This window comes from Bradyrhizobium sp. UFLA05-112 (assembly GCF_053572325.1).
In genome coordinates this window covers 13,333-37,743 of the sequence record NZ_JBANBK010000010.1, presented here as the reverse complement: position 1 = coordinate 37,743, position 24,411 = coordinate 13,333, and the positions used below count along the sequence as shown (strand labels likewise).

Here is a 24,411-nt window from a genome sequence, read left to right as displayed (position 1 = left end):
GGAGAGACCGCTCAGAGCAGCCCTGCCCCGCGCGCCCACTTGTACTTGGCGCCCAAAACCTCAACCGGCAGCTCAGTCGAATAGGCGTAGGCCGGGATGCCGTGCTGATAGAGATATTCGGCGGCTTCCTCGACCTCGACGTCGCCGGCAAGCGAGGCAACCATCGGCTTCACGAAGCCTTTGGCCTCCATCTCCTTCTTCACCTCGACCATGTTGCGTGCGAACACCATCGGCGGGGTGACGATCGTGTGCCAGTAGCCGAGGATCAGCGCGTGGATGCGATCGTCCGAGAGGCCGAGCTTCACCGTGTTGACGTAGGTGATCGGCGGCTCGCCGCCGGTGATATCCACAGGATTTCCGGCCGCGCCAAACGGCGGGATGAACTTGCGGAAGGCCGCATCGAGATCCGGCGGCATCGACATCAGCGACAAGCCGTTGTCGACGCAGGAGTCCGACAGCAGCACGCCCGAGCCGCCGGCGCCGGTGATGATCAGCACGTTCTCGCCCTTCGGCGTCGGCAGCACCGGCACGCCACGGGCGAACTCAAGCAGCTGCCGCAGCGAACGCGCGCGGATCACACCGGACTGCTTGAAGACGTCCTCATAGATCCTGTCGTTACCGGCAAGCGCGCCGGTGTGCGAGGACGCCGCCTTGGCCCCAGCCGAGGTGCGGCCGGCCTTGAGCACGACGACCGGTTTCTTCTTGGAGACGCGTTTTGCGGCTTCCGCAAAGGCACGGCCATCCTTGAGGTCTTCGCAGTGCTGCGCGATCAAATTGGTGTTCGGATCCTGCTCGAAGAAGGCGAGCAGATCGTCCTCGTCGATGTCGGACTTGTTGCCGAGGCCGACGATCGCGGAGACGCCCATCTTGGCCGAGCGCGAGAAGCCGATGATGGCCATGCCGATTCCGCCCGACTGCGACGACAGCGCCGCGTGGCCCTTCACGTCATAGGCCGTGCAGAATGTCGCGCAGAGATTGGCAGGCGTATAGTAGAAGCCGTAGATGTTCGGCCCCATCAGACGGATGTCGTACTTCTTGCCGACCTCGACGATCTCGGCCTGGAGCTCCGGCGCGCCAGCCTCCGCGAAGCCCGACGGAATCAGCACGGCGCCCGGAATCTTCTTCTCGCCGCATTCGGTCAGCGCGCCGGCGACGAATTTTGCGGGGATCGCGAACACCGCGACGTCGATCACGCCCGGCACGTCCTTGACGCTCTTATAAGCCTTGTAGCCGAGGATCTCGGGGGCCTTGGGATGGATCGGAATGATCTCGCCCTTGTAGCCGCCGTTGACGAGGTTCTTCATCACGGAGTTGCCGATCTTGCCGTCTTCGGCCGAGGCGCCGATCACGGCAACCGCCTTCGGCTGCATGATGCGGTTCATGGCCGCGACGATCTCTTCGGTCGGGCGCGGCTTCGGCTTTGGCTTGTAGGCGAAGTCGACGACGATGCGCACGTCGGCGGCGATCGCATCCTTTGGGGTCGCGAACACCGGGTTGAGGTCGAGCTCGATGATCTCCGGGAAGTCCGTGACGAGCTGCGAGACCTTGACGATGACGTCGGCAAGCGCCGTGCGGTTCACCGGCTCGCCACCGCGAACGCCCTTCAGAATCTCATGCGCCTGGATTCCGTCGAGCATCGACAGCGCATCCTCCCTGGTTGCGGGCGCGAGGCGGAAGGTGATGTCCTTCAACACTTCGACGAGCACGCCGCCGAGGCCGAAGGCGACCAGCTTGCCGAAGGAACCGTCGGTGATCGAGCCGACGATCACCTCGGTCCCGCCAGCCAGCATCTGCTGCACCTGGATGCCCTCGATCTTGGCGTCAGCCTTGTATTTCTTGGCATTGGAGAGAATGGTCTCGTAGGCCTTCTCGGCATCCTGCGCCGTCTTGAGGCCGACGATGACGCCACCGGCTTCAGTCTTGTGGAGAATGTCGGGCGAGACGATCTTCATCACGACCGGGAAGCCCATGGAGGAAGCCATCTTGCCGGCCTCACCGGCCGACTTCGCGACCCCCTCCTTCGGCACCGGAATGCCGTAGGCATCGCAGACGAGCTTGCCTTCGGGGGCCGTCAGGCTGGTGCGGTTGTCCGCCTTGACCTGGTCAAGCACCCTGCGGACGGCATCTTTGGAATTCGACATGTGGTTTCTCCCTTGACCTCAGATCTTGCTTTGCAAGGCGCGCACATTGCGGCTGCCCGTGATGCTTGCCATTCGCCGCGCCTTGTTCCATGCCGCGGAACGGAGGGGCAGAAAGCCCGAGTTTATTCCGCCGGTTTGGATCAAAAATGGCTGGCGATGGCATTTGGTATGCCAGAAGCCAACTTGTCAAGGCGGGGGATGGGTCCGAACGCCGCAAAAAATAGGCAGCTTGACATTCTGGCATGTGGTATGCCAAAAACATTTCGGTAAATATTCCTGTAAAAGACGACTCCCCCTGAGGAGGAGAATCGTCGTGAAGCAAATCAAGGCATCGCCCAACATGGCCGAGGCAGATCTCGCAATCGTCCGTATTGCCCCGGAGAGCAGCTTCAAGAACAAGGCGTATGACGCCTTGAAGGAAGCGATCCTCAAGATGGACATCTATTCGACGCCCGAGCCGGTGATGCTGGACGAGCGCGCGCTGTCCGAACGCCTTGGCGTGAGCCGCACGCCGATCCGCGAAGCGATCGCGATGCTCGAGCAGGACGGTTTTGTGAAGACCGTGCCGCGCCGGGGTATCATGGTGGTGCGCAGGACCAAGAGCGAGATCGTCGACATGATCCGCGCCTGGGCGGCGCTGGAGAGCATGGCGGCGCGCCTGATCACCACCACCGCGCGCAAGAAGGACATTTCGGCGCTGCGCGACTACTTCAAGGATTTCGGCAAGGATCGCCTACCCGAGGATCACATCGAGGAATATTCGCGCGCCAACATCGCCTTCCACCAGGCGCTGATCTCGCTGTCGGAATCGCCGATCCTGGTCGACCTCACCAACGACCTTCTGCTGCACGTGCGCGGCTACCGGCAACTGACGATCGGACGGAAGGACCGTACCGCGACCTCGCTGCCCGAGCATCTCGGCATCATCGAAGCGCTGGAAGCGCGCGACACCGAGCTCGCCGAGAAGCGCGCTCGCGATCACACCCTTGGCCTTGCGGCTTACGTCGAAGCGCATGGCCAGGAACTATTCACGTAGCTGTTGAGCCAGCAACTTCACCAGAAGGGCGAACAATTCGCCCCAACGACCTTGAGACCAGGGAGACAAGGCCCATGCTGAATACCGCGACCAAGTCCGAAGCACCGGGCACCGAGCAGGAATTGACGGATGGCTTTCATCTCGTCATCGACGCGCTCAAGCTGAACGGCATCAACACCATCTATAATGTGCCGGGCATCCCGATCACGGATTTGGGCCGCATGGCACAGGCCGCGGGCATCCGCGTGATCTCCTTCCGTCACGAGCAGAACGCCGGTTACGCGGCGGGAATCGCAGGTTTCCTCACCAAGAAGCCCGGCGTCTGTCTCACCGTCTCCGCGCCCGGCTTCCTCAATGGCCTCACTGCGCTGGCTCACGCCACCACCAATTGCTATCCGATGATCCTGATCTCGGGCTCTTCCGAGCGCGAGATCGTCGACCTCCAGCAGGGCGACTATGAGGAGATGGATCAGCTTGCGGTCGCAAAGCCGCTGTGCAAGGCGGCCTATCGCGTGCTGCACGCCCAGGACATCGGCATTGGTCTGGCTCGCGCCATCCGCGCCGCGGTCTCCGGCCGTCCCGGCGGCGTCTATCTCGACCTGCCGGCCAAGCTGTTCGGCCAGGTCATGAACGCCGATGCCGGCCAGAAGTCGCTGGTCAAGGTGATCGATGCTTCGCCCGCACAGATCCCCTCGCCTGCGTCGGTCAAGCGCGCGCTCGATGTTCTAAAGAGCGCGAAACGTCCCCTCATCATCCTCGGCAAGGGCGCTGCCTACGCGCAGGCCGACGAGGAGATCAAGAGCTTCGTCGAGAAGAGCGGCGTCCCCTTCCTGCCGATGAGCATGGCCAAGGGCCTCCTCCCCGACACCCATCCGCAGTGCGCTGGAGCCGCCCGCTCGACGGTGCTGAAAGAGTCCGACGTCGTCCTGCTGATCGGCGCGCGGCTCAATTGGCTGCTCTCGCACGGCAAGGGCAAGAGCTGGGGCGAAGCGCCCAAGAAATTCATCCAGGTCGACATCGAGCCGAAGGAGATGGACTCCAACGTCGAGATCGTCGCGCCGGTCGTCGGCGACATCGGCTCCGTCGTCTCCGCCTTCAACCAGGCGATGGCTGCGGGCTGGACCGTGCCGCCGTCCGAATGGACCAAGGCTGTTTCGACCAAGCGTGAAGAGAACGTCGCCAAGATGGCGCCGAAGCTCATGAACAACAAGTCGCCGATGGACTATCACGGCGCGCTCGGCGTGCTGAAGAACGTCATCAAGGAGCATCCGGACGCGATCCTCGTCAACGAGGGCGCCAACACGCTCGACCTCGCCCGCGGCGTCATCGACATGTACAAGCCGCGCAAGCGTCTCGACGTCGGCACCTGGGGGGTGATGGGGATCGGCATGGGCCAGGCGATTGCTGCCGCGCTCGAGACCGGCAACCCCGTGCTCGCGGTGGAAGGCGACAGCGCCTTCGGCTTCTCCGGCATGGAGGTCGAGACCATCTGCCGCTACAATTTGCCGATCTGCGTCGTCATCTTCAACAATGACGGCATCTATCGCGGCACCGACGTCAACAACGCCAACGCAGATCCCGCGACCACCGTGTTCGTCAAGGGCGCACGCTACGACAAGATGATGGAAGCCTTTGGCGGCGTCGGCGTGAACGCGACCTCGCCGGATGAGCTGAAGCGCGCAGTCAACGAGGCCATCAGCTCGGGCAAGCCGACGCTGATCAACGCGGTGATCGATCCGGCGGCAGGCTCGGAGAGCGGCCGCATCGGCAATCTCAATCCGCAGAGCGTCTTGCAGAAGAAGAAGTGAGCACCGACCGGGTCATTCCCCGCGCAGGCGGGGAACCCAGTAATCGCCGGACCATCCCTGATGGCGAACGCTGAGCCCGACTGAATTGACGGCGAATACTGGATGCCCGCCTTCGCGGGCATGACGGCAACAAATAGTAAAAGGAGCAGACACGATGACCAAGGCGCTCACGGGCGTTCGCATTCTCGATTTCACCCACGTCCAGTCGGGGCCGACCTGCACGCAGTTGCTGGCATGGTTCGGCGCCGACGTGATCAAGGTGGAGCGTCCGGGTGTCGGTGACATCACCCGCGGCCAGCTCCAGGACATCCCGAACGTGGACAGCCTGTATTTCACCATGCTGAACCACAACAAGCGCTCGATCACGCTCGACACCAAGAACCCCAAGGGCAAGGAGGTTCTCACCGAACTGATCAGGAAGTGCGACGTGCTGGTCGAGAACTTCGGCCCCGGCGTGCTCGACCGCATGGGCTTCCCCTGGGAGAAGATTCAGGCGATCAACCCGAAGATGATCGTCGCCTCGATCAAGGGCTTTGGTCCCGGGCCGTACGAGGACTGCAAGGTCTATGAGAACGTCGCGCAGTGCACCGGCGGCGCCGCCTCGACCACGGGCTTCCGCGACGGCCTGCCGCTCGTCACCGGCGCGCAGATCGGCGATAGCGGCACCGGCCTGCATCTCGCGCTCGGCATCGTCACCGCGCTCTATCAGCGCACGCATTCGGGCAAGGGCCAGCGCGTCACGGCCGCGATGCAGGACGGCGTGCTCAACCTCGCGCGCGTCAAGCTGCGCGACCAGCAGCGCCTCGCCCACGGTCCGCTCAAGGAGTACAGCCAGTTCGGCGAAGGCATTCCGTTCGGCGATGCCGTGCCGCGCGCCGGCAACGATTCCGGCGGCGGCCAGCCCGGCCGCATCCTGAAGTGCAAGGGCTGGGAGACCGATCCCAACGCCTACATCTACTTCATCACCCAGGCCCCGGTCTGGGAGAAGATCTGCGACGTGATCGGCGAGCCGACCTGGAAGACCGATCCGAACTACGCAAAGCCCGCAGCCCGCCTGCCGCGGCTCAACGAGATCTTCGCCCGCATCGAGCAGTGGACGATGACGAAGACGAAGTTCGAGGCGATGGAGATCCTCAACAAGGACGACATCCCCTGCGGCCCGATCCTGTCGATGAAGGAGATCGCCGAAGACCAGTCGCTGCGCGCTACCGGCACCGTGGTCGAAGTCGACCATCCGACGCGGGGCAAGTACATCTCGGTCGGCAACCCGATCAAGCTGTCGGACTCACCGAGCGACGTGCAGCGCTCGCCGCTGCTCGGCGAGCACACCGACGAGATCCTGCGCAGCGTGCTCGGCTTCTCGGATCACCAGGTCGCCGACATCCACAAGTCCGGCGCGCTCGATCCGCCGCAGAAGCAGGCCGCGGAGTAAGCGGAAGCGCTTGGACGAGAAACGAAAGGGCCGTCTGTTGAGGCGGCCCTTTTTTGTGTACCCGATTTCCCGCTTCGGGGCTTCCATCAAAATCTGAAAAACAACCCCATGCAAAGTAGCCGAGGATCGCCCGCACACGGCCTGCTGATTTTACGAAATCGCTTGACGCGTCGGGCAAATCAGTGGCAAAAGTTCACCATCGCAGAGTTTCCCCCGCCTGATGTCCGCAAACGTCACGACATCCGCACAAGGCGGACGCACCTTAGTGCGATTTGCACCACGTGCCCGGCCGCTGCTTGGCGCCACGCCCCTGCAAAAAGATCTGAATTTCATGTCGGCTCGGTTCGGCGCAGCTCATGAAGTCTCTGTCGGCACGATTTGGAGATTCAACGCTGTACCTCTAAACGGGCGGTCTTCACTGCCGCTCTGTCCCTGACCGATGGCCCAACGCTGAGGCCAAGAAAGCTGCTCTAATCCTCGCGCGGTCGCAGAGTCGAAGGACGACCAATACGGCGTGGTGTGGTGGCGGTACAGCAAGCCGCCAGGGCCCATATCCGGATAGATGAGGACGTGGATATCGAAACTTTCACCTCCTGCAAGATCAGGTCCAAACCAATAGGACGGACTGCGCCCCGGATCACGACCGACGATGGCTGTCAGGGTTTGCTTCGGCCCCCGAAGTCCCAACCAGAACGGCGCGATTGAGCTTGGCGCGAAAGCCGTGAAGATTGTCTGCGCCGATGCAACGTCGATCGTGGCGCTCTGCCCTGCCAGTCGCAGCTCAATCCTGGATCCGCTCGGCACACGTCCACTGAACATCGCTTCCACTTCTCCGAGCGGCAGTTGCCTCCACAGGGCGGGATCTGGATTGGGCAGCGGCCATTCCATCCTCTCCCTTACGGCGCCGCCGGTATCGAGCACCTGATAACGCAGGCCCTGCTCGTCAAGCGCGGCCTGGACGCAGTGCAGATATTCAACGCCTTCCGGCATTCTGTGAGCCGTTCCGGCGCCTGCGGTGCAGATTTGCAGGACGCCGCTGTGCGCCTGCACGTCGAAAGCAAGGATGTGGCTGCACAGGTAGGCAAGGACGTTTTCGTTCACAAGAACGTCCCAGAACGGACGAGCGTATTCGTGGCCGATCTCGCGCTGATAGGCGCCGGCAAAGCCATTGACGGGAAACACCGGATGATGACCAAGAACGAGCTTATGTCGGGCATCGCCATGAGCTCTCAGCGTTGCTTCGAGCCAGTCGATCTCGACATGGCCCTCACCTCCGAGCCCGCTCCAGAGCGTGTTGACGAATACCATCAAAAGCTCGCCGCGCCGTACGAAATAGGAGAGACCAGCTTGCCCTGGCGGTCCGTTATTCGGCAAATTAAGAAAGCTGCGGAACACCGCCTCGCTCATCAGGTCGTAGGTCGTATGATTTCCGGTTGTGTGCCAGATGGGGATAGCCGCACGGTCGAGCCACGCCATTTCCGTGTCGAACCAATGTCGCCACTGCGCGCGCAGAACGTCCGCATCCGGCGTTAGGCCGATGATCTCATCGCCTGGAAAGAGAATGAATTCGGGCTGCGGCTGCAGACGTTGAACAACTGCGTTGACCGAGGCGAAGGTCTCTTCGTGCAATGCACCTGGGACGCCCGAACAGGAGTCGCCATACAAGACAAACTGGTGCCCTTTGCCGCGCGGAAGAATCGCGGGAATGAAACTATTCACGGAATTGGTGACCCTCCAGTGCGGTGATTGGCTCGGAGCATGGCGACTTCCATTGAGGGCAGCAACGGCTCATTTCGAGAAATGTAGCGGCGGGTTTGGTTAGCCGATGTCCGCCTTGCCCCGAAAGCGCCAGGGCGGATTAACCAGCAAGATCACGCTCTCCTGGATGGCAATGGTCTGCCCTTACGACTCGCGCCAAACCCCGGCTAGGCCCGCGACAATCGGTTGGCGGACCAACTCCGGTCTCCCGATCCGGCCGTGGCCGACTGCGTGCTGTCAGTCCATCTAGTCAGACTCTGCTGACGCCGTGCGATCGGAGAGATTTTCATTCCTGCGGCACCGGGCCCCGCGCTTAAATTCTTCCTTCTTGATGAGCGGAGCATTCACCCGCAATTAATTGCTGCTGCCCGTCGGTCCAAGCGCTTAGCCATCGTTCACTCGGAAAGAGATTTTTTCCGGAAGAACGAGGTCCTGCTGATGTCCGCGCAGAATGCTCCCTTGGCGAGGTCGGTATTGCCACCAGCCAAGGCCGATGAGATTGCCCTTCTCCCCGCGATCGAGCTCGTCCGGCACTACCAGACAAAAGCACTTTCACCGGTCGAGGTGACTCGGGCCGTGCTCGATCGCATCGAGCGTCTCGAGCCTTTCGTCAATGCGTTCGCATTGCTCGATGCCGATAGAGCGCTCGAAGCGGCCCGGCAGTCGGAAGCGCGATGGAAGCGCGGCGGGCCGCTTGGCCTCGTCGACGGCGTGCCCGTTGCGCTCAAGGATCTGATCCTCGCCAAGGGCTGGCCGACGTTGCGCGGCAGCCGAGCCATTGATGCGGCGCAGGACTGGAACGAAGATTCGCCCGCGACAGCCAGGCTGCGCGAGCAAGGCGCCGTCCTGCTCGGCAAGACCACGACGTCGGAATTCGGCTGGAAGGGCCTCGGCGACAGCCCGCTGACCGGCATCACGCGCAATCCCTGGAATCTCGCCCACACGCCGGGCGGCAGCAGCGGAGGCTCGGCGGCGGCGGCGGCGCTGAACTTCGGGCCGTTGCATGTCGCGACTGACGGCGGTGGTTCGACCCGGCTGCCGGCGGCGCATAGCGGCGTGTTCGGGTTCAAACCGACATTCGGCCGCGTCCCCGTCTATCCGCCCTCGCAGAACGGCACCCTGTTTCACGTCACGCCGATGACGCGCCGGGTCGACGACGCGGCCCTGCTGCTCGATGCAATCGCGCGTCCGGACGGACGCGACTGGAACGCGCTGCCGTCGCAGGAGATTCCCTGGCTGGCGGATCTCGATCGCGGCGTCAAGGGCTTGCGCGTCGCGTTCAGCCCGGGGCTCGGCTACGCTCAGGTCGATCCGGAGGTCGCGAAAATCGGCGCCGCGGCGGCCAAGACCTTTGCCGAGCTCGGCGCGGTCGTCGAAGAGGTCGACCCCAAAATCGAAGACCCCTTCGATATCTTCCAAACCTTCTGGTTCGCCGGCGCCGCGAAGCTGCTGGCCTCGTTCGATCCCGCCCGCCGCGCGTTGGTCGAGCAAGGCTTGCAAGACGTTGCCGAAAAGGGCCGGAGCATCGATGTCATCAGCTACCTGCAGGCTGTCGACCGGCGCGAAGCGCTCGGCCGGCACTTCAACCGCTTCCATCAGGACTGGGACCTGCTGCTCACGCCGACGACCGCGCATCCCGCTTCGGTCATTGGCGCATCGGAGGCCGATCTCGTGGTTCGGCCGATCCGTTCGCCCTTCACCTATCCGTTCAACCTGACGCAACAGCCGGCGGCTTCGATCCCGGCGGGATTGACTGCCGCGGGATTGCCGGTGGGCTTGCAGATCATCGGTGCGAAATTCGCTGATACCACCGTCCTGCGCGCCGCGCGTGCGTTCGAGCAGGCGAAGCCGTTTCCGCGTCCGCAGGATCCTTCATGAGTAGACCAACGCAAATGCTCGATCTCACGCTCCCGCAATTGACCGCCGCCTATGCGAGCGGCACGCTCAAGCCGTCGGGCGTCGTCGAACGCATCCTGGACGAAATCGCGCGCCGCGGCGAGGATGGCGTCTGGATCAGCGTCGTCGGGCGCGAGGACGCGCTCGCGCGGGCGAGGCAGCTAGAGGCGCTGCCGGCGCAGCAACGCGAGGCTCTTCCGCTCTGGGGCATTCCCTTCAGTGTCAAGGACTGCATCGACACGGTCGGTCTGCCGACCACGTCGGCATGCCCGGCGTTTTCCTATGCGCCGGCAAGGAACAACCCGGCGGTGGGGCGCCTGCTCGCCGCAGGCGCGATCCTGATCGGCAAGACCAATATGGACCAGTTCGCGACCGGGCTCGTGGGCGTGCGATCGCCTTATGGCGTGGCGCGCAATCCATTCGATGCTCGCTACATTCCCGGCGGCTCGAGCTCGGGGGCGGCGGTGTCGGTCGCCGCGGGGCTCGTCAGCTTCGCGCTCGCCAACGATACCGGCGGGTCGGGCCGCGTGCCGGCCGCATTCAACAATGTCGTCGGATTGAAGCCGACCCGGGGCCTGCTCAGCGAAGTCGGTGTCGTCGCGGCCTGCCGCTCGATCGAGACGCTCTCGATTTTCGCATTGACGGTGCCGGACGCCCAGGCCGCGTTCGACGTTGCGCGCGCCCATGACGAGGAGGATCCGTTCTCCCGCACCGGATCGCTGACGGAAGCACGTCCGCTGCCAGCCAAGTTCAGCTTCGGCGTCCCCTCCCCGCAATGGCTCGACTTCTTTGGCGATCTGGATGCGGCCGCGCTGTTCGACAAGGCGGTCGCGCGGCTGCAAGGCCTTGGCGGGCGCAAGGTGGAGATCGACTACGCGCCCTTCGCGGAGATCAACGATCTCCTGTTCAAGGGCGCATGGCTCGCGGACCGTTACGGAGCGCTTCGCCATTTCGCCGACAAGCAGCCCGAGGCGCTGCTTCCGGTCACCCGCGAGATCCTGTTCGGGGGCCGCGGCATCTCGGGCGGCGACGTCTTCGCGGCCCAGCAGCGGCTCAACATTCTCAAGCGGCAGGTCGACAAGCTCTGGAACGAGATCGATATCCTCGCCGTCCCCACCACCGGCACGATCTACCGGATCGACGAGGTCGAAGCTGATCCGATCGTCCTCAATGCCAGGCTCGGGACCTACACGAACTTCGTCAATCTCGCCGATCTCTCGGCGGTTGCGGTTCCCAGCGGCTTCCTGCCGAACGGCCTGCCGCAGGGCCTGTCGCTGATTGCCCCGGCCTTCGCCGATCATCGTGCAGCCTCCCTGGCGCAGCGCTTCCACGAAGCCGGCCAACTCCCGCTCGGCGCGCGCGGTGTGCGGCCGGCTGCGAATCCAAACCATCGTTATTGACACAAGGAGACCGTATCGTGATGTCCATTGCCGCCTCATTCCGGCCGGGCAGGCTCGCAGCCGCCGCAATCGCCGCCGTGATGTCGCTTACCTCCGCATCATCGCACGCTGAAGACATTACGATCGGCGAAGGCATTGCGCTCGGCTGGGGCCAGTTCTTCGTCGCCGATCACGACAAGACCTGGCAGAAGCAGGGACTGACGCCAAAGGTTTCGACCTTCGCCAGCGGAAGGCTGGTGCTGGACGCGCTGGTCGGCGGCGGCGTAGTGATCGGCACAGCGGCCGAGACGCCGGTCGTCTTCGCAGCCCTGAACGGGCTGCCGGTTCGGATCATCGGCACCTTGAACCGGCATGAACCGTTCGATCTCGTCGCGATCAAGGACATCAAGACCGCGAAGGACGTCAAGGGCCGGCGTATCGGCTATTCGCAGGGCACGAACGCGCATCTCTATCTGTCGAAGCTGCTCAAGCAGGAGGGCCTCGCCTGGTCGGACATCACCGCCGTCAGCCTCAATCCCGGCGACTTCGTCAGCAGCCTCGCCGGCGGCGCGATCGACGGCTTCATCTGGACCGAGCCGCATCTATCGCAGGCCGTCGCGCAAGGCACCGACAAGTTCCACATCATCCGTTCGGAAGGGCTCTACAACACCTACTCCTCGATCATCACCCTGCAATCGACCATCGACAGCAAGGCCGATCTGCTCGTGAAGGCGCTGAAGGCATTGATCGAGGCGGACGACACCATCAGGAAGGATCCCGATGCCGCGGCAACACTGACCGCAGAGCGGATCAAGCTCGATCCCGCGATCGCAAAATCCTTCTGGAAACGGACCAATTTCAATCTCGCGCTGGACAAGCCTGCGCTGGTGTCCCTGCTGCAAGAGCAGGCGAAATGGGCCGTGGACAACAAGCTGGTGCGTCCGGATGCGAAGATTCCCGACTTCAACACCGTGGTGGTGACGTCGCTGTACGATCGGGCGCGCAGCGAATAGACCAGGCCGGCTGCAATGGACGCGAGGGTGGAGATCAAGCCGCATACCAACGCCGGTGTGCCGCTGATCAGGTGCATCGAGCTCGGTCATGTCTACGATTCCGGTCGCGGCAAGACCATCGCGCTCGGCAATATCTCGCTGACCATCGACCGCGGCGAATTCGTGTGCATTCTCGGACCGAGCGGATGCGGCAAAAGCACGCTTCTTAACATCCTCGCGGGCTTTGTCGCGCCCGCCCATGGCGACGTCCGGGTGGATGGCCACGCCATCGACGGCCCAAGCTCCGAACGCGGCGTGGTGTTTCAGGACTACTCCCTCTTTCCCTGGCTGACCGCGCAGGCCAACGTCGAGTTTGGCCTCCGCATGGCGGGCATGGCAGCGGCGAAGCGGAGCGACATTGCCCGACAATTGCTCAGCAGTGTCGGACTTCCCGACGCCGGCGCAAAATATCCCTTCGAGCTGTCGGGCGGGATGAAACAGCGCATCGCGATCGCACGGGCCCTCGCAACTCGCCCGTCCCTGTTGTTGATGGACGAACCCTTCGCGGCCCTCGATGCAATGACCCGCAGCTCGCTTCAGGCCAAATTGATCGATATCCACAGGCAGGAGCAGCCCACGATCGTGTTCGTGACCCACAATATCGCGGAGGCGCTGGTGCTCGCGACGCGCCTGATCGTGATGTCGCCGAATCCGGGACGGATCGTCGAGGACATCAAGGTCGACCTGCCACGTCCGCGCCGGCGTACGACACCGCGCTTCAACGAATTATACGAGCACGTGGCAAGATCAATCGGGCTGGAGACCGCCGAGTAACAGCATGACATTGCGCGTAAGCAGTCACACGCTCGCCGGCTTCATCGGCACACTCGCCTTCTTCGGCGCATGGGAGGCACTGAGCCGCAGCGGCCTCGTCAACGACGTTATGCTCCCGGCGCCAAGCACGATCGTGCAGTCCGGATGGACGCTGATCCTCGATGGCGAGCTGCCGCGGCATCTGGCCGCAAGCCTGTTGCGCGCGGCGATCGGGTTCGTCAGCGGATCGGTGCTCGCCGTCGCGCTTGGGGTGGCCATGGCTCGATTGCCGCTGCTGCACGGAACGCTCAATCCACTCGTGCAGATGTTCCGCGCCGTGCCGTCACTCGCCTTCGTGCCATTGGCGATCTTCTGGTTCGGCATCGGCGAGGCATCCAAGATCTTCCTGATCGCCTGGGGCGTCTTCTTCCCGGTATGGGTCAACACCTATATCGGCGTGCGCGATGCCAGCCCGCTGCTTGGGCGGGCGGCGGCCAGTCTTGGCGCGCGCGGCTGGCGCAATTTCGTGTTCGTCATCATTCCCGGCGCACTGCCGTTCATCATCGCTGGCCTCAGGATCAGCCTGTCCGTCGCACTGGTCGTTCTCGTCGCGGCCGAACTCGCCGGCGCCGCCTTCGGAGTCGGCTACCTTATCCAGATGTCGCAGGAGGTGTTCCGGGTCGACCACATGTTCGTAGGCCTGATCGCACTCGGCACGATGGGCGTGGCAGCCGATCTCTTGTTCGAGCGCACGGTGCGCTGGCTCCTGCCCTGGTACGGTGCCGAAAAGGCCGGGCACAGCGACGGACGAGCAGATCGATCCCCCGCCGCCAAGAAGCTCTGAGACGCCGTGTCGGATCGGCCGCGTCTCACGGGCAGACCTATGGTTTGGGTGACGATGGTTCGCACTGGTCCGTCCGGATGGCGCGAGAGGACTTCCGGCAGCCGTGATCCCGAGGGGGCGGCTGCTTCCTTGCGGAACGCGGGTTGATAGCAACCAATATTCACGATGCGGCCGCTGGCTCTGGCGGCAGATTGGCAAGTTCCGGCCGGACGATCCACTGCCGGCGCTCCCAACAAAAGCGGGCAAAAAATCCGAGATCTCGCGTCGGGCCGGCCACGTCTGAGCGAAAGTAGCCGCTCGGATCGATCCCGGCATTGCCCGGGGGACATCCCACTCGGATCAGCCGGATTTGATCTGGATCATGGAAGCCGGTCCGTCTGCAGGACACTCTAGTCAAGCCCTCGCCACGCAGGGGGCTGTCGCAACGGGAAGAACTCCAGGGATCATTGCTGTGAGCAAGCTCGCAAGGATTGAAAGCGATCCGAACTACCAGGAGCTCGTGCGTCGCCGTTCGTCGCTGGGCTGGACGTTGTCGCTGATCATGCTGGTCATCTATTTCGGCTTCATCCTGCTGGTAGCCTACGCTCCCAAGTTTCTGGGCGCTCCACTTGGTCACGGCGTGACGACGATCGGCATTCCAATCGGATTGTCCGTCATCGTGCTCGCCTTCGTGCTGACGGGCATCTACGTGCGGCAGGCGAATTCCAGCTACGACGTGCTCATTCGCAAGATTGTTGAGGAGAACCCCTCATGAGAAAGTTCTCCCTGTTGCTTGTACTCCTGCTCGCAAGCATGCCCACGCTCGCGCTTGCCGCTGGCGCCGTCGAGGGCGGCTCCAAGCAGGAGATCAACTGGTCGGCGATCGGTATGTTCGTCGGGTTCGTCGGCTTGACGCTCGTCATCACCTATTGGGCCGCAAAGCGGACCGCGTCGGCAGCAGATTTCTACTCGGCCGGCGGCGGCATTACGGGCTTCCAGAACGGGCTTGCGATCGCCGGCGACTACATGTCGGCGGCTTCCTTCCTCGGCATTTCCGGCCTCGTCTACACATCCGGCTACGACGGCTTGATCTACTCCGTCGGATGGCTCGTGGGTTGGCCGATCGTCACGTTTCTGATTGCCGAGCAGCTGCGCAATCTCGGCAAGTTCACTTTTGCCGACGTCACGTCGTTTCGGCTCGGGCAGACCGACATCCGGATCCTGGCGGCCTGCGGCTCGCTGGTGACCGTTGCGTTCTACCTGATCGCGCAGATGGTCGGGGCAGGCAAGCTGATCCAGCTGCTGTTCGGTCTCGACTACTGGATCGCGGTCGTCCTGGTCGGCGGCTTGATGATGATCTACGTGACCTTTGGTGGAATGAAGGCAACGACCTGGGTGCAGATCATCAAGGCGGTGCTGCTGCTCTCGGGCGCAACCTTCATGGCCGGAGCCGTCCTCTACAAGTTCGGGTTCAGTCCGGAAGCTCTGTTCGCCAAGGCAACCGAGGTGCATCCCAAGAAGCTCGCGATCATGGAGCCCGGCAGCCTGATTTCCAACCCGCTGTCGGCAATCTCGCTCGGCCTTGCGCTGATGTTCGGAACGGCGGGTCTGCCGCATATCCTGATGCGCTTCTTCACGGTGAAGGATGCCCAGGCCGCGCGCAAATCGGTGTTCTATGCGACGGGCTTTATCGGCTACTTCTACATCCTGACCTTCATCATCGGCTTTGGCGCGATCACGCTGGTTTCGACCGATGCGATGTTCCTGGACGGGGCCATTCTTGAACGGACCAAGAGCGGAATCGCGGCGATCAAGGGCGGCTCCAACATGGCCGCGATCCATCTTGCGAACGCCGTCGGCGGCAACCTGTTCCTTGGGTTCATTTCGGCCGTCGCCTTTGCCACGATCCTGGCGGTGGTGTCGGGGTTAGCCCTGGCCGGGGCGTCATCCATCAGCCACGATCTCTACAGCATGGTCATCAAGGGCGGAAATGCCAACGAGCAGGACGAGATCCGCGTCTCGAAGATCGCGACATTGGTCCTCGGCGTGCTCGCGATCTTCCTCGGCATCGTGTTCGAGAACCAGAACGTCGCCTTCATGGTGGGCCTTGCCTTCGCCATCGCGGCCTCCTGCAACTTTCCCGTGCTCGTGATGTCGATCTTCTGGAGAGGCCTGACGACGCGGGGCGCGCTGATCGGCGGTTTCCTCGGTCTCATCAGCGCGGTCGTCGGCGTCGTTCTGTCGCCGGCCGTCTGGGAGGTGACGCTGGGCTTCGCCAAGGGATCTGCGCCGATCAAACTGGACAATCCGGCTCTGTTCTCGATGGCCATCGCATTTGCAGGCATCTGGCTTTTCTCCACTCTGGACCGCAGCAAGCGTGCCGCTATCGACCGTGACGGCTTTGATGCACAATATGTTCGGTCCCAGACTGGCATCGGAGCTGCCGCTGCCACGACGCACTGAACGAGGCCACAGGGCGGGCTCTTCGGCATCGGCCGGGTCACTGCACCGGCCGGTGCCGCGCTTCGAGGGTCAGTCGCCAGCGCCGGGATCGTCCGTGGCTTCGAGAGGCCGAAATGCCCAAGGCATTCGACATCAACAATCCACCGTTCGATCGTCTGACGCCGAACGAGGCCGAGACGTTACGAGGGGCGCTCGACATAGCGTACTTCCGTCCGGGCGAAGCAATCATCGCCGGGGACGCTCCGGCGGATGCCATCTATGTCGTCATCAAGGGCACGGTCGAGGAGCGGAGTGAAGCCGATCTGCTCGCGCTGCTTGGTCCAAAGGACACATTCGATAGCCGCGCACTCGTTCACGACCAGAACGGTCACAAGTTTCTCGCCCGCGATGAAACGCTTTGCTATGTGATCCCCAGGAAGGTCGCCCTCAACCTGATCAAGGCCAATCCGCGATTTGCGGCATTCTTCTACCGCGAAATCTCGCAAAAGCTGGATGAGCTTGCCAACGACGAAGAGGCCAGGCGTTACGGCTCGCTGATGCATGCCAGGGTTGGCGAGCTATTCCTGCATCCTCCATCATTCGTGGCTGCGACCGACACGATTGAAGCCGCTGGTCACCTGATGCGCGAGATCAACAGCAACGCTCTGTTCGTACGCAATGGCGAGCGGATCGGCATTATCACGGGCATGAACCTGTCCAAAGCGGTGGTGTTGCGGCGTCTGCCTATCCAGACACCGGTGGGCGAGCTCGCGAACTTCGACATCGTGTCGATCCGCCCCGACGATTTCGTCTCCTCGGCTCTCCTGCTCATGACGAAGCACAACAAGCGGCGGCTCGCCGTGCACGACGGCGAACGGTTCGTCGGTATTCTCGAGGAAATCGATCTCCTGGGTTTCCTGGCAGGCAGTGCTCAGGTCGTCGCCGGTCGCATCGATCGAGGCTCCAGCCTGCAGGATCTCGCGGTTGCTGCAGGCGAGATCGAAGCACAAACGCGGGTGCTGCGGCGGCAAGGCGTCAAGGTCGAGGTCATCGCGGAGATCGTCTCGGACCTCAACCGGCGCCTGCTGTCCAGACTGTTCGAAATGGTCGCGCCGGCAGAGCTGCGGACCAGCGGTTGCCTGATCGTGATGGGTAGCGAGGGGCGCGGCGAGCAGACCATGCGCACTGACCAGGACAACGGTCTCATCCTCGATGGTCCAGTCGAGAGCAAACCCCTGGAGCATTTCCGCAACGAATTCTCCGGCGCGCTAGGAGGTTTCGGGTTTCCGCCTTGCCCCGGCAACATCATGGTGAGCAATCCGGCATGGTCGAAGCCGCTCACCGACTACCTGACGGATTTCCGTCGCTGGGTCGCCCTCCCCGACGAGGCCGCGCACATGAATGTAGCCATCGTGTATGATGCCCAGGCGATCGCCGGCAACGCGTCACTGCTGGATAGCGCCAAGTCGACGCTGATCGAGCTGATCCGGGGTGAACAGGCGTTCCTGGCCCACTTTGCGCGCGCAGTTGACGCCTTCGAAACGCCAATCGGTCTTTTCAACAACCTGATCACATCCGAGGGTAGCGGAGACGCGCTTGACCTGAAGAAAGGCGGAATCTTTCCCATCGTGCACGGCGTTCGCAGCCTGGCGCTCGAACAGGGCTTGCGCGAGACTTCCACCGACAAGCGAATCTCCCGGCTGTGTGACTTGGGAGTGTTGCGAGCAGATTTTGGACGCGACCTGAAACAGGCCTTCCGATTCTTGCTGATGCTCCGGCTCGACGGGCAGCTGGCCGCATCCGCCGGGACGTCGGGTACTCTGGTGAGACCTGCGCATTTGTCCAGCATGGAACGTCATCTGCTGCGGGACACGCTTCAGGTCGTGAAGCAGTTTCGAGAAATTGTTCGTCATCGTTTCAAGCTCGGTATGTTCTAAAGATGTTGCCACGCGCGATCAAACGGTTGCTTCACCAGGCGACCCTGAGCGATCAGTCGTATCGATTCATGTTCGATCGAGCTCCGGACGACGACTTTGTCGTCTTAGATTGCGAGACCACGGGTCTCAACGTGCGGACGGACGACATCGTCACCATTGCGGCCATCAGGATTCGCGGCAATCGGATTCTGACCAGCGAGCATTTCGAAGCCGTCGTCCACCCCGACAGGGAGATGGGAGCGGAAGCAATCAAGATCCACCGCTTGCGTCACTCCGATGTCGCGGCCGCGCCGATCGTCTGGAAGGTGCTGCCGAGCCTTCTCCGGTTCATCGGGGCGCGCCCCCTCATCGGCTACTACGTCGACTTCGACATCGCCATGCTGGACAAGTACATCCTTCCGTTGGTCGGGATCGAGCTGCCGAACGAGCGGATTGAAGTTTCACGGCTCTACTACGATCGCAAATACGGTGATGCGCCGCCCAACACGTCGATCGATCTCTCGTTCGCCGCGATCCTCCGCGACCTCCGTATTCCTCCTCTTGCACAGCACGATGCTTTCGACGACGCCTTGATGACTGCAATGATGTTCTTGCAGTTGCGCGACCTCGCCGAGCGCGGCGTACGGATCGAGCGCCAACGCACAAGCGCCGTTTTCAATCCGATCGGAGCGTAGCCAAGGCCCAGTGAGGCTTCCCGCTCGACCACCAGAAGCCGACGGCTTCCACTCCGCAGCGGTGACGTTCAAGACCGCTGAAAGCTCCCGTAGTTGCCCTTGTGAAACACGAGGGGGCTACACGCAGATTCGTCGCCCGACAGCACCTCACCGAGGATGATGTCGTGGTCGCCGGCCTTGTGGGTGGTGGCCACGCGGCAGCAGAGCCGGGCTGCGGCGCCCTGCAGCAGCGGCAGTCCGTCGGCGCTGAATGCCACTGCCAGATCCTCGAACCTGTTCTTCGATTGCCCTGTGAAGCGGCGGGACAGGTCGGATTGATGCTGGCCCAGAATATTCACCGAAAACAGGCCGCGCTGCCGGATCGCCGCTCCGGTCGCGCTGCCCTCATTGGTGCAGAACAACAGCATGCAGGGATCGAGCGACACCGACGTCAGCGAGTTGATCGTCGCGCCGAACAGCTCGCCGTTCCATTCGGTCGCGATGACGGCGACGCCGGTCGGAAACGTTCCCATCACCGACCGGAAACGTTTGGAATCGATGGCGGTTCTGCTCAGCATCGATCTCACTTTCGCAGCATGTGGTAGCTGAGCTCGCCGGGATCTGTGAGGTCCGGGACCTTCCAGCCGTCGAGGTCGTACTCGGCCATGCAGTCCTCGGCAAAGCCCTTGAAGCGGTCGGCATTGCCCGAGGCCTGCGCGCCGAACAGGCAGTAGCGACGGATCTCCTCGGTCGAGCCGCCGTAGTTGATCTCGTAGAGCTCGTGGCGTCCGCCGAACTCGCTGCCGAGGCAATCCCACAACAGCTTGAGCAGCTTGACGCGCTCCTCCGCCTTGTAACCGTTGGAGCCGCGCAAATAGCGATCGAGATAGGGGCGGATCTCGTCGTTCTTGAAATCGCTGGCGTGGCTGTTGAGATAGATCAGGCCCGAGGCGACCGTCTGCTCGATCAAATATTTCACCTTGGTGTAGGCCATGGTGGCGATGATCTGATAGGCGTTGCCGGGGTCCATGTTGGGCAGCACGTAATCGCCGATCCATGGTTTTGGATCGCGCACCATTGCATCCGACAGGCTCCAGAACAGATTGCGCCAGGCGATGACTTCGCCGACATTGGCCTGCACGCCGCGATAGTCCTTGGTGCCGGCGGCCTCCGTCGCCTTCAACAACAGTCCGCTGATGAAGTCGAGCTTGACCGCAAGCCGCGTGCAGCCATGCACGACGAAGCGCGGCAGGAATCCGGTGCGCGGGAAGAAATTGTTCGCCTTGTCGATGTCGCCGTAGACGAAGACGTTCTCCCAGGGCACCAGCACCTTGTCCATGATGAACACGGCGTCGTTCTCGTCGAGCCGGCTCGAGATCGGATAGTCGAACGGGCTGCCCATCACGCTCGCACTCATCTCGTAGGAGGTGCGGCAGATGAACTTCACGCCGGGCGCGTTGGTCGGCACCATGAACACGACGGCGAACTTCTTGTCTTGCAGCGGAATGAGCCCGTGATGCGCGACGAAGGTATAGTTCGTCAGCACGGATCCGGTCGCGACCACCTTGGCGCCGGAGACGATGATGCCGGCATCGGTCTCCTTCTCGACATGGCAGCAGACGTCGGCGACTTCGTTCGGCGGACGGTCGCGGTCGACCGGCGGATGGATGATGGCGTGGTTGATGAAGGGCACGCGCTCCTGGCTGAACTTGTACCAGCGCTTGGCATTGTCCTGGTACGGCTCGTAGAAATCCGCGTTGGCACCCAGCGTCGCGAGAAACGCGGCCTTGTAGTCCGGCGCCCGGCCCATCCAGCCATAGGTGATCTTCGCCCATTCGGCGATCGCGTTACGGCCGGCGAGAAGATCGTCCATCGTCTTCGGCGCCTTGAAGAACGCGTGCGTCACGCCGCCATTGCCGGTCTCGGTCGGCAGCAGGAGCCTGTCCTTGCGCTTGTCGTCGTGGAGCGCGTCGTAGAGACGCGCGACCATGCGTGCGGTGTTGCGGAAGGCCGGGTGCCTGGTGACGTCCTTCACCCGCTCGCCATAGATGTAGACGGTGCGATCGTCGCGCAGCGAGTCTAGATATTCCGCGCCTGTTTGCGGACGCGTGACTTTGACGTTGCCGGTGTGCTCCGGCGGAATTGCCACCGCTGCCTGCGCCTTGCCTGCCATCGCGCGATCTCCCCTTTAGGAATCGTTCGATAATCGAACTAGTGTCCGTATTTCGAACTTATCGCGACGATACGGCCGGCCCGCCTCGATGGCAAGAGCCGGACACGTCCCTCAGACGGTCATTGAGGAGACCTGCTCGCTGATGCGATTGAGCTCGGGCAGGAAATGCTCGCGCATTTCATTGCGCGTCGTTCGCGTCGAATGCGTCGACAGGTTGATGGCGCCGACGACCTGGCCGGCGCGATCGAACACCGGCACGGCGATCGCACGCAGGCCGCGCTCTAGCTCCTCGTCGACGATGGAGAATTTTTGGGCGCGGTCGGCGCGAATGCGGTCGAACAGCGCCTGAAGATCGGTGATGGTCTGCGGCGTGTAGGCCTCGATCCGCTGCGACTTCAGCCGCCGCCAGATCTCGGCCTCGTCGAGATAGCCGAACAGCACGCGGCCGAGCGCCGTGTGCAGCGCCGGCAGCCGGCTCCCGACCGACAACGCAGCCGACATGATGCGCCTTGCGGGCACGCGGGCGACATAGACGATGTCGTTGCCTTGCAAGATAGCGGCCGAGCAGGATTCGGCGAGACGCTCGCTGAGCTCGCGCATCAGGGGCAGGGCGCGATCGATCCAGCTCTGCGTCGACAGGTAAGCGAAGCCGAGATCCAGGATCTGCGGCGACAGCGCGAAGGTCCGGCCGTCCTGCACGACATAACCAAGCTGGGTGAGCGTACGCAGCACCCGCCGCGCGGTGGCACGCGAGAGATCGGCAACCACGGCTGCTTCCGACAGCGTCATGGTCGGCCGCTGACGACCGAACGCGCCGAGCACCGCCAGGCCCTTGGCGAGTGTCGTCATAAACTCCTTGTCGTCGGGCTCGCCCTTGCGATGCCCGGGGTCGGCCTTGTGGCGCTCGGATGCTTGCGTCATGACGCGGCCTGTTGACTCCATCTGGGCGCTGGCGGAAACTGGTCGAATTACGAACTACTGTTCGAATATCGAACGCCGGCCCGTGTGTCAATCGATCCACGATGAGAATCCGGCGCATCCAGAGGGGAGGACGCGCAGATGACCTGCCGCAAGATCAGCTCGACTCATCGTCATTCCGTCGATCGCCGCACGCTCCTGAAATACTCCGCTGCAACGGGCGCGGCCCTCTCGGTCGGATTGAAGTCGCCGGCGATCGCGCAAACGCGCGCGATCAAGCTCGGCTATGTCTCCCCGCTCACAGGCCCCCTCGCCGCCTTTGCCGAGGCCGACAATTTCATCCTCGCCAATTTCAAGGAGGCGACCAAGGCGGGCATCAAGGTCGGCAATGCCACCGTGCCGGTCGAAGTGGTGGTCAAGGACAGCCAGTCCAATCCGAACCGCGCCGCCGAGGTCGCCAAGGATCTCATCGTCCAGGACAAGATCGATCTGATGCTGGTGGCATCGACACCGGAGACCACCAATCCGGTCTCGACCCAATGCGAGATCGAGGAGGTGCCGTGCATCTCCACGGTTGCGCCGTGGCAGCCCTGGTTCATTGGCCGCCAGGCCAATCCCGGCGGCGGACCGCCGGCGTGGAAGGGCTTCAACTACACCTATCATTTCTTCTGGGGGCTCGAAGACGTCATCGCCGTCTTCACCAACATGTGGAGCCAGGTCGCGACCAACAAATCGGTCGGCGGTCTCTTTCCCAATGACGGCGACGGCAACGCATGGGGCGACAAGGTCGTCGGCTTCCCGCCAGTGCTCGAGAAGGACGGCTACAAGCTCACCGATCCGGGCCGCTACCAGAATCTCACCGACAATTTCTCGGCACAGATCGGCGCGTTCAAAGCGGCGAATTGCGAGATCATCACCGGCGTGGTGCTGCCGCCGGACTTCACCACCTTCTGGAAACAAGCGCTCCAGCAAGGTTTCAAGCCCAAGGTCGCCTCGGTCGGCAAGGCGATCCTGTTCCCCGTCGCGGTCGAGGCGCTCGGCAAGGACGGTCACAACTTGTCCTCGGAGGTGTGGTGGACGCCAAACCATCCGTTCAAATCTTCGCTCACGGGCATGAGCGCGAAGGATCTCGCCACGGCCTATGAGGGCGCGACCAAGAGGCAATGGACGCAGCCGATCGGCTTCGTCCACGCGCTGTTCGAGGTCGCGGTCGATGTCTTGAAGCGCGCGCCCGATCGCGACGGCAAGGCGATCGCCACGACGATCGCCGCGACCGATCTCGACACCGTCGTCGGCAAGGTGCAGTGGGGATCTGCGAACCTGCCGCCGTTTGCCGCCAAGAACGTCGCCAAGACGCCGCTCGTCGGCGGACAGTGGCGGTTCAAGGACGGCAAATACGACATCGTCGTCACCGACAACCGGACGGCGCCGGCCATTCCGGTCGGCGGCAAGATGGAGCCGATTGCCTGATCGGGCGGCGCGTTGAAAAACCATGCTGCTGGAAGTCGCCGGCCTTAAGAAGAGCTTCGGGTCGATCGTCGTCGCCGACGATCTCGACCTGACGATCGCGCCTTCCGAGGCCGTCGGCATCATCGGTCCGAACGGCGCGGGCAAGACCACATTGTTCAACCTGATCGCCGGCGGCCTGTCGCCGAGCGCAGGCCACATCCGCTTCGACGGCAGCGACCTCGCCGGGTTGCCGCCGCAGGGCCGTTGCCACGCCGGCATCGGCCGCACCCACCAGATCCCGCAGCCGTTCGAAAATCTCACGGTATTCGAAAACCTGCTCGTCGGCGCGGTCCATGGCCAGCGCAAGACCGAACGTGAGGTCGCGCAATCCTGCGGCGAGATTCTCGACCAGCTTGGGCTGCTCAAGCGTGCCAACACGCTCGCGGGTTCTCTCACATTGCTCGAGCGCAAGCGTCTGGAAATGGCTCGCGCGCTTGCGACGGCGCCAAAGCTTCTGCTGCTCGACGAGATTGCCGGCGGCTTGACCGAGGGCGAATGCGCCGAGCTCGTCGCGACCATCGGTGAAATCCGCAAGACCGGCGTCGCGATCCTGTGGATCGAGCACGTCGTCCATGCTTTGTTTGCCGTGATCGACCGACTGGTCGTGCTCAATTTCGGACGCAAGATCGCGGAAGGCGCGCCGAAGGAGGTGATGCAACGGCCCGACGTGCATCAGATCTATATCGGCATCGAGGCGTGAG

General features: G+C 62.9%; 19 protein-coding genes. 14 read left to right on the top strand and 5 right to left on the bottom strand.

The genetic code is table 11. The annotated features are described in order from the left end of the window. Nucleotides 1–11: 11 nt before the first annotated feature. Nucleotides 12–2,141: an acetate--CoA ligase family protein gene (locus SO180_RS08160; RefSeq protein ID WP_449378298.1), complete on the bottom strand. Its 2,130-nt coding sequence runs from the start codon at nt 2,139–2,141 to the stop codon at nt 12–14. A gap of 340 nt (nt 2,142–2,481) precedes the next feature. Here SO180_RS08160 and SO180_RS08155 point away from each other — a divergent pair, with 340 nt between their 5' ends. From SO180_RS08155 to frc, 3 genes are all read left to right on the top strand, one after another. Beyond that, nucleotides 2,482–3,177: a GntR family transcriptional regulator gene (locus SO180_RS08155; protein ID WP_051389613.1), complete on the top strand. Its 696-nt coding sequence runs from the start codon at nt 2,482–2,484 to the stop codon at nt 3,175–3,177. 74 nt (nt 3,178–3,251) lie between these two features. Next, on the top strand, nt 3,252–4,985 hold the full coding sequence (gene oxc / locus SO180_RS08150) for an oxalyl-CoA decarboxylase (protein ID WP_449378297.1): 1,734 nt from the start codon (nt 3,252–3,254) through the stop codon (nt 4,983–4,985). 154 nt (nt 4,986–5,139) lie between these two features. After that, nucleotides 5,140–6,417, top strand: coding sequence for a formyl-CoA transferase (gene frc / locus SO180_RS08145; RefSeq protein WP_449378296.1), 1,278 nt, complete (start codon nt 5,140–5,142; stop codon nt 6,415–6,417). Between the two features lie 354 nt (nt 6,418–6,771). Here frc and SO180_RS08140 read toward each other — a convergent pair whose 3' ends face one another. Continuing rightward, nucleotides 6,772–8,136: a metallophosphoesterase family protein gene (locus SO180_RS08140; protein WP_449378295.1), complete on the bottom strand. Its 1,365-nt coding sequence runs from the start codon at nt 8,134–8,136 to the stop codon at nt 6,772–6,774. 477 nt (nt 8,137–8,613) lie between these two features. Here SO180_RS08140 and SO180_RS08135 point away from each other — a divergent pair, with 477 nt between their 5' ends. The 9 genes from SO180_RS08135 to SO180_RS08095 all read left to right on the top strand — a co-directional run bounded on the left by SO180_RS08135 (nt 8,614) and on the right by SO180_RS08095 (nt 19,131). Continuing rightward, on the top strand, nt 8,614–10,053 hold the full coding sequence (locus SO180_RS08135; RefSeq protein WP_449378294.1) for an amidase: 1,440 nt from the start codon (nt 8,614–8,616) through the stop codon (nt 10,051–10,053). Beyond that, entirely contained in the window at nt 10,050–11,471 is a 1,422-nt protein-coding gene (atzF, locus tag SO180_RS08130) for an allophanate hydrolase (protein ID WP_449378293.1), read from the top strand. Before SO180_RS08135 ends, atzF begins: the two co-directional genes overlap by 4 nt. Before the next feature lie 20 nt (nt 11,472–11,491). Then, nucleotides 11,492–12,463: an ABC transporter substrate-binding protein gene (locus SO180_RS08125; RefSeq protein WP_449378395.1), complete on the top strand. Its 972-nt coding sequence runs from the start codon at nt 11,492–11,494 to the stop codon at nt 12,461–12,463. A 15-nt stretch (nt 12,464–12,478) separates the two neighbouring features. Then, on the top strand, nt 12,479–13,276 hold the full coding sequence (locus tag SO180_RS08120; RefSeq protein ID WP_449378292.1) for an ABC transporter ATP-binding protein: 798 nt from the start codon (nt 12,479–12,481) through the stop codon (nt 13,274–13,276). A 4-nt stretch (nt 13,277–13,280) separates the two neighbouring features. After that, on the top strand, nt 13,281–14,099 hold the full coding sequence (locus SO180_RS08115) for an ABC transporter permease (protein WP_449378291.1): 819 nt from the start codon (nt 13,281–13,283) through the stop codon (nt 14,097–14,099). Between the two features lie 451 nt (nt 14,100–14,550). Then, nucleotides 14,551–14,853 carry a DUF485 domain-containing protein gene (locus SO180_RS08110; protein ID WP_449378290.1) on the top strand — a complete coding sequence of 101 codons (303 nt, stop codon included), beginning with the start codon at nt 14,551–14,553 and terminating at the stop codon, nt 14,851–14,853. Then, a complete protein-coding gene (locus SO180_RS08105; RefSeq protein WP_449378289.1) occupies nt 14,850–16,541 on the top strand; it encodes a cation acetate symporter in 1,692 nt (563 codons plus the stop codon). The genes SO180_RS08110 and SO180_RS08105 overlap by 4 nt, the downstream gene beginning before the upstream one ends. 113 nt (nt 16,542–16,654) lie before the next feature. Next, nucleotides 16,655–18,457 carry a putative nucleotidyltransferase substrate binding domain-containing protein gene (locus tag SO180_RS08100; protein ID WP_449378288.1) on the top strand — a complete coding sequence of 601 codons (1,803 nt, stop codon included), beginning with the start codon at nt 16,655–16,657 and terminating at the stop codon, nt 18,455–18,457. A 2-nt stretch (nt 18,458–18,459) separates the two neighbouring features. Then, nucleotides 18,460–19,131 carry a 3'-5' exonuclease gene (locus SO180_RS08095; protein WP_449378287.1) on the top strand — a complete coding sequence of 224 codons (672 nt, stop codon included), beginning with the start codon at nt 18,460–18,462 and terminating at the stop codon, nt 19,129–19,131. Between the two features lie 68 nt (nt 19,132–19,199). Here SO180_RS08095 and SO180_RS08090 read toward each other — a convergent pair whose 3' ends face one another. The 3 genes from SO180_RS08090 to SO180_RS08080 all read right to left on the bottom strand — a co-directional run bounded on the left by SO180_RS08090 (nt 19,200) and on the right by SO180_RS08080 (nt 22,204). Then, nucleotides 19,200–19,688: a flavin reductase family protein gene (locus SO180_RS08090; protein WP_449378286.1), complete on the bottom strand. Its 489-nt coding sequence runs from the start codon at nt 19,686–19,688 to the stop codon at nt 19,200–19,202. A 5-nt stretch (nt 19,689–19,693) separates the two neighbouring features. Continuing rightward, a complete protein-coding gene (locus SO180_RS08085) occupies nt 19,694–21,283 on the bottom strand; it encodes a 4-hydroxyphenylacetate 3-hydroxylase N-terminal domain-containing protein (protein WP_449378285.1) in 1,590 nt (529 codons plus the stop codon). Nucleotides 21,284–21,394: 111 nt separating this feature from the next. After that, complete coding sequence (locus SO180_RS08080) at nt 21,395–22,204, bottom strand: IclR family transcriptional regulator domain-containing protein (RefSeq protein WP_449378284.1); 810 nt, start codon at nt 22,202–22,204, stop codon at nt 21,395–21,397. Nucleotides 22,205–22,342: 138 nt separating this feature from the next. Between SO180_RS08080 and SO180_RS08075 the strand changes: the two genes are divergently transcribed. Beyond that, the gene (locus tag SO180_RS08075; protein ID WP_449378283.1) at nt 22,343–23,671 is read left to right on the top strand and encodes an ABC transporter substrate-binding protein; all 1,329 of its coding nucleotides are present in this window, start codon (nt 22,343–22,345) and stop codon (nt 23,669–23,671) included. A 22-nt stretch (nt 23,672–23,693) separates the two neighbouring features. Continuing rightward, complete coding sequence (locus tag SO180_RS08070; RefSeq protein ID WP_449378282.1) at nt 23,694–24,410, top strand: ABC transporter ATP-binding protein; 717 nt, start codon at nt 23,694–23,696, stop codon at nt 24,408–24,410. The last annotated feature ends 1 nt before the right edge of the window (nt 24,411 follow it).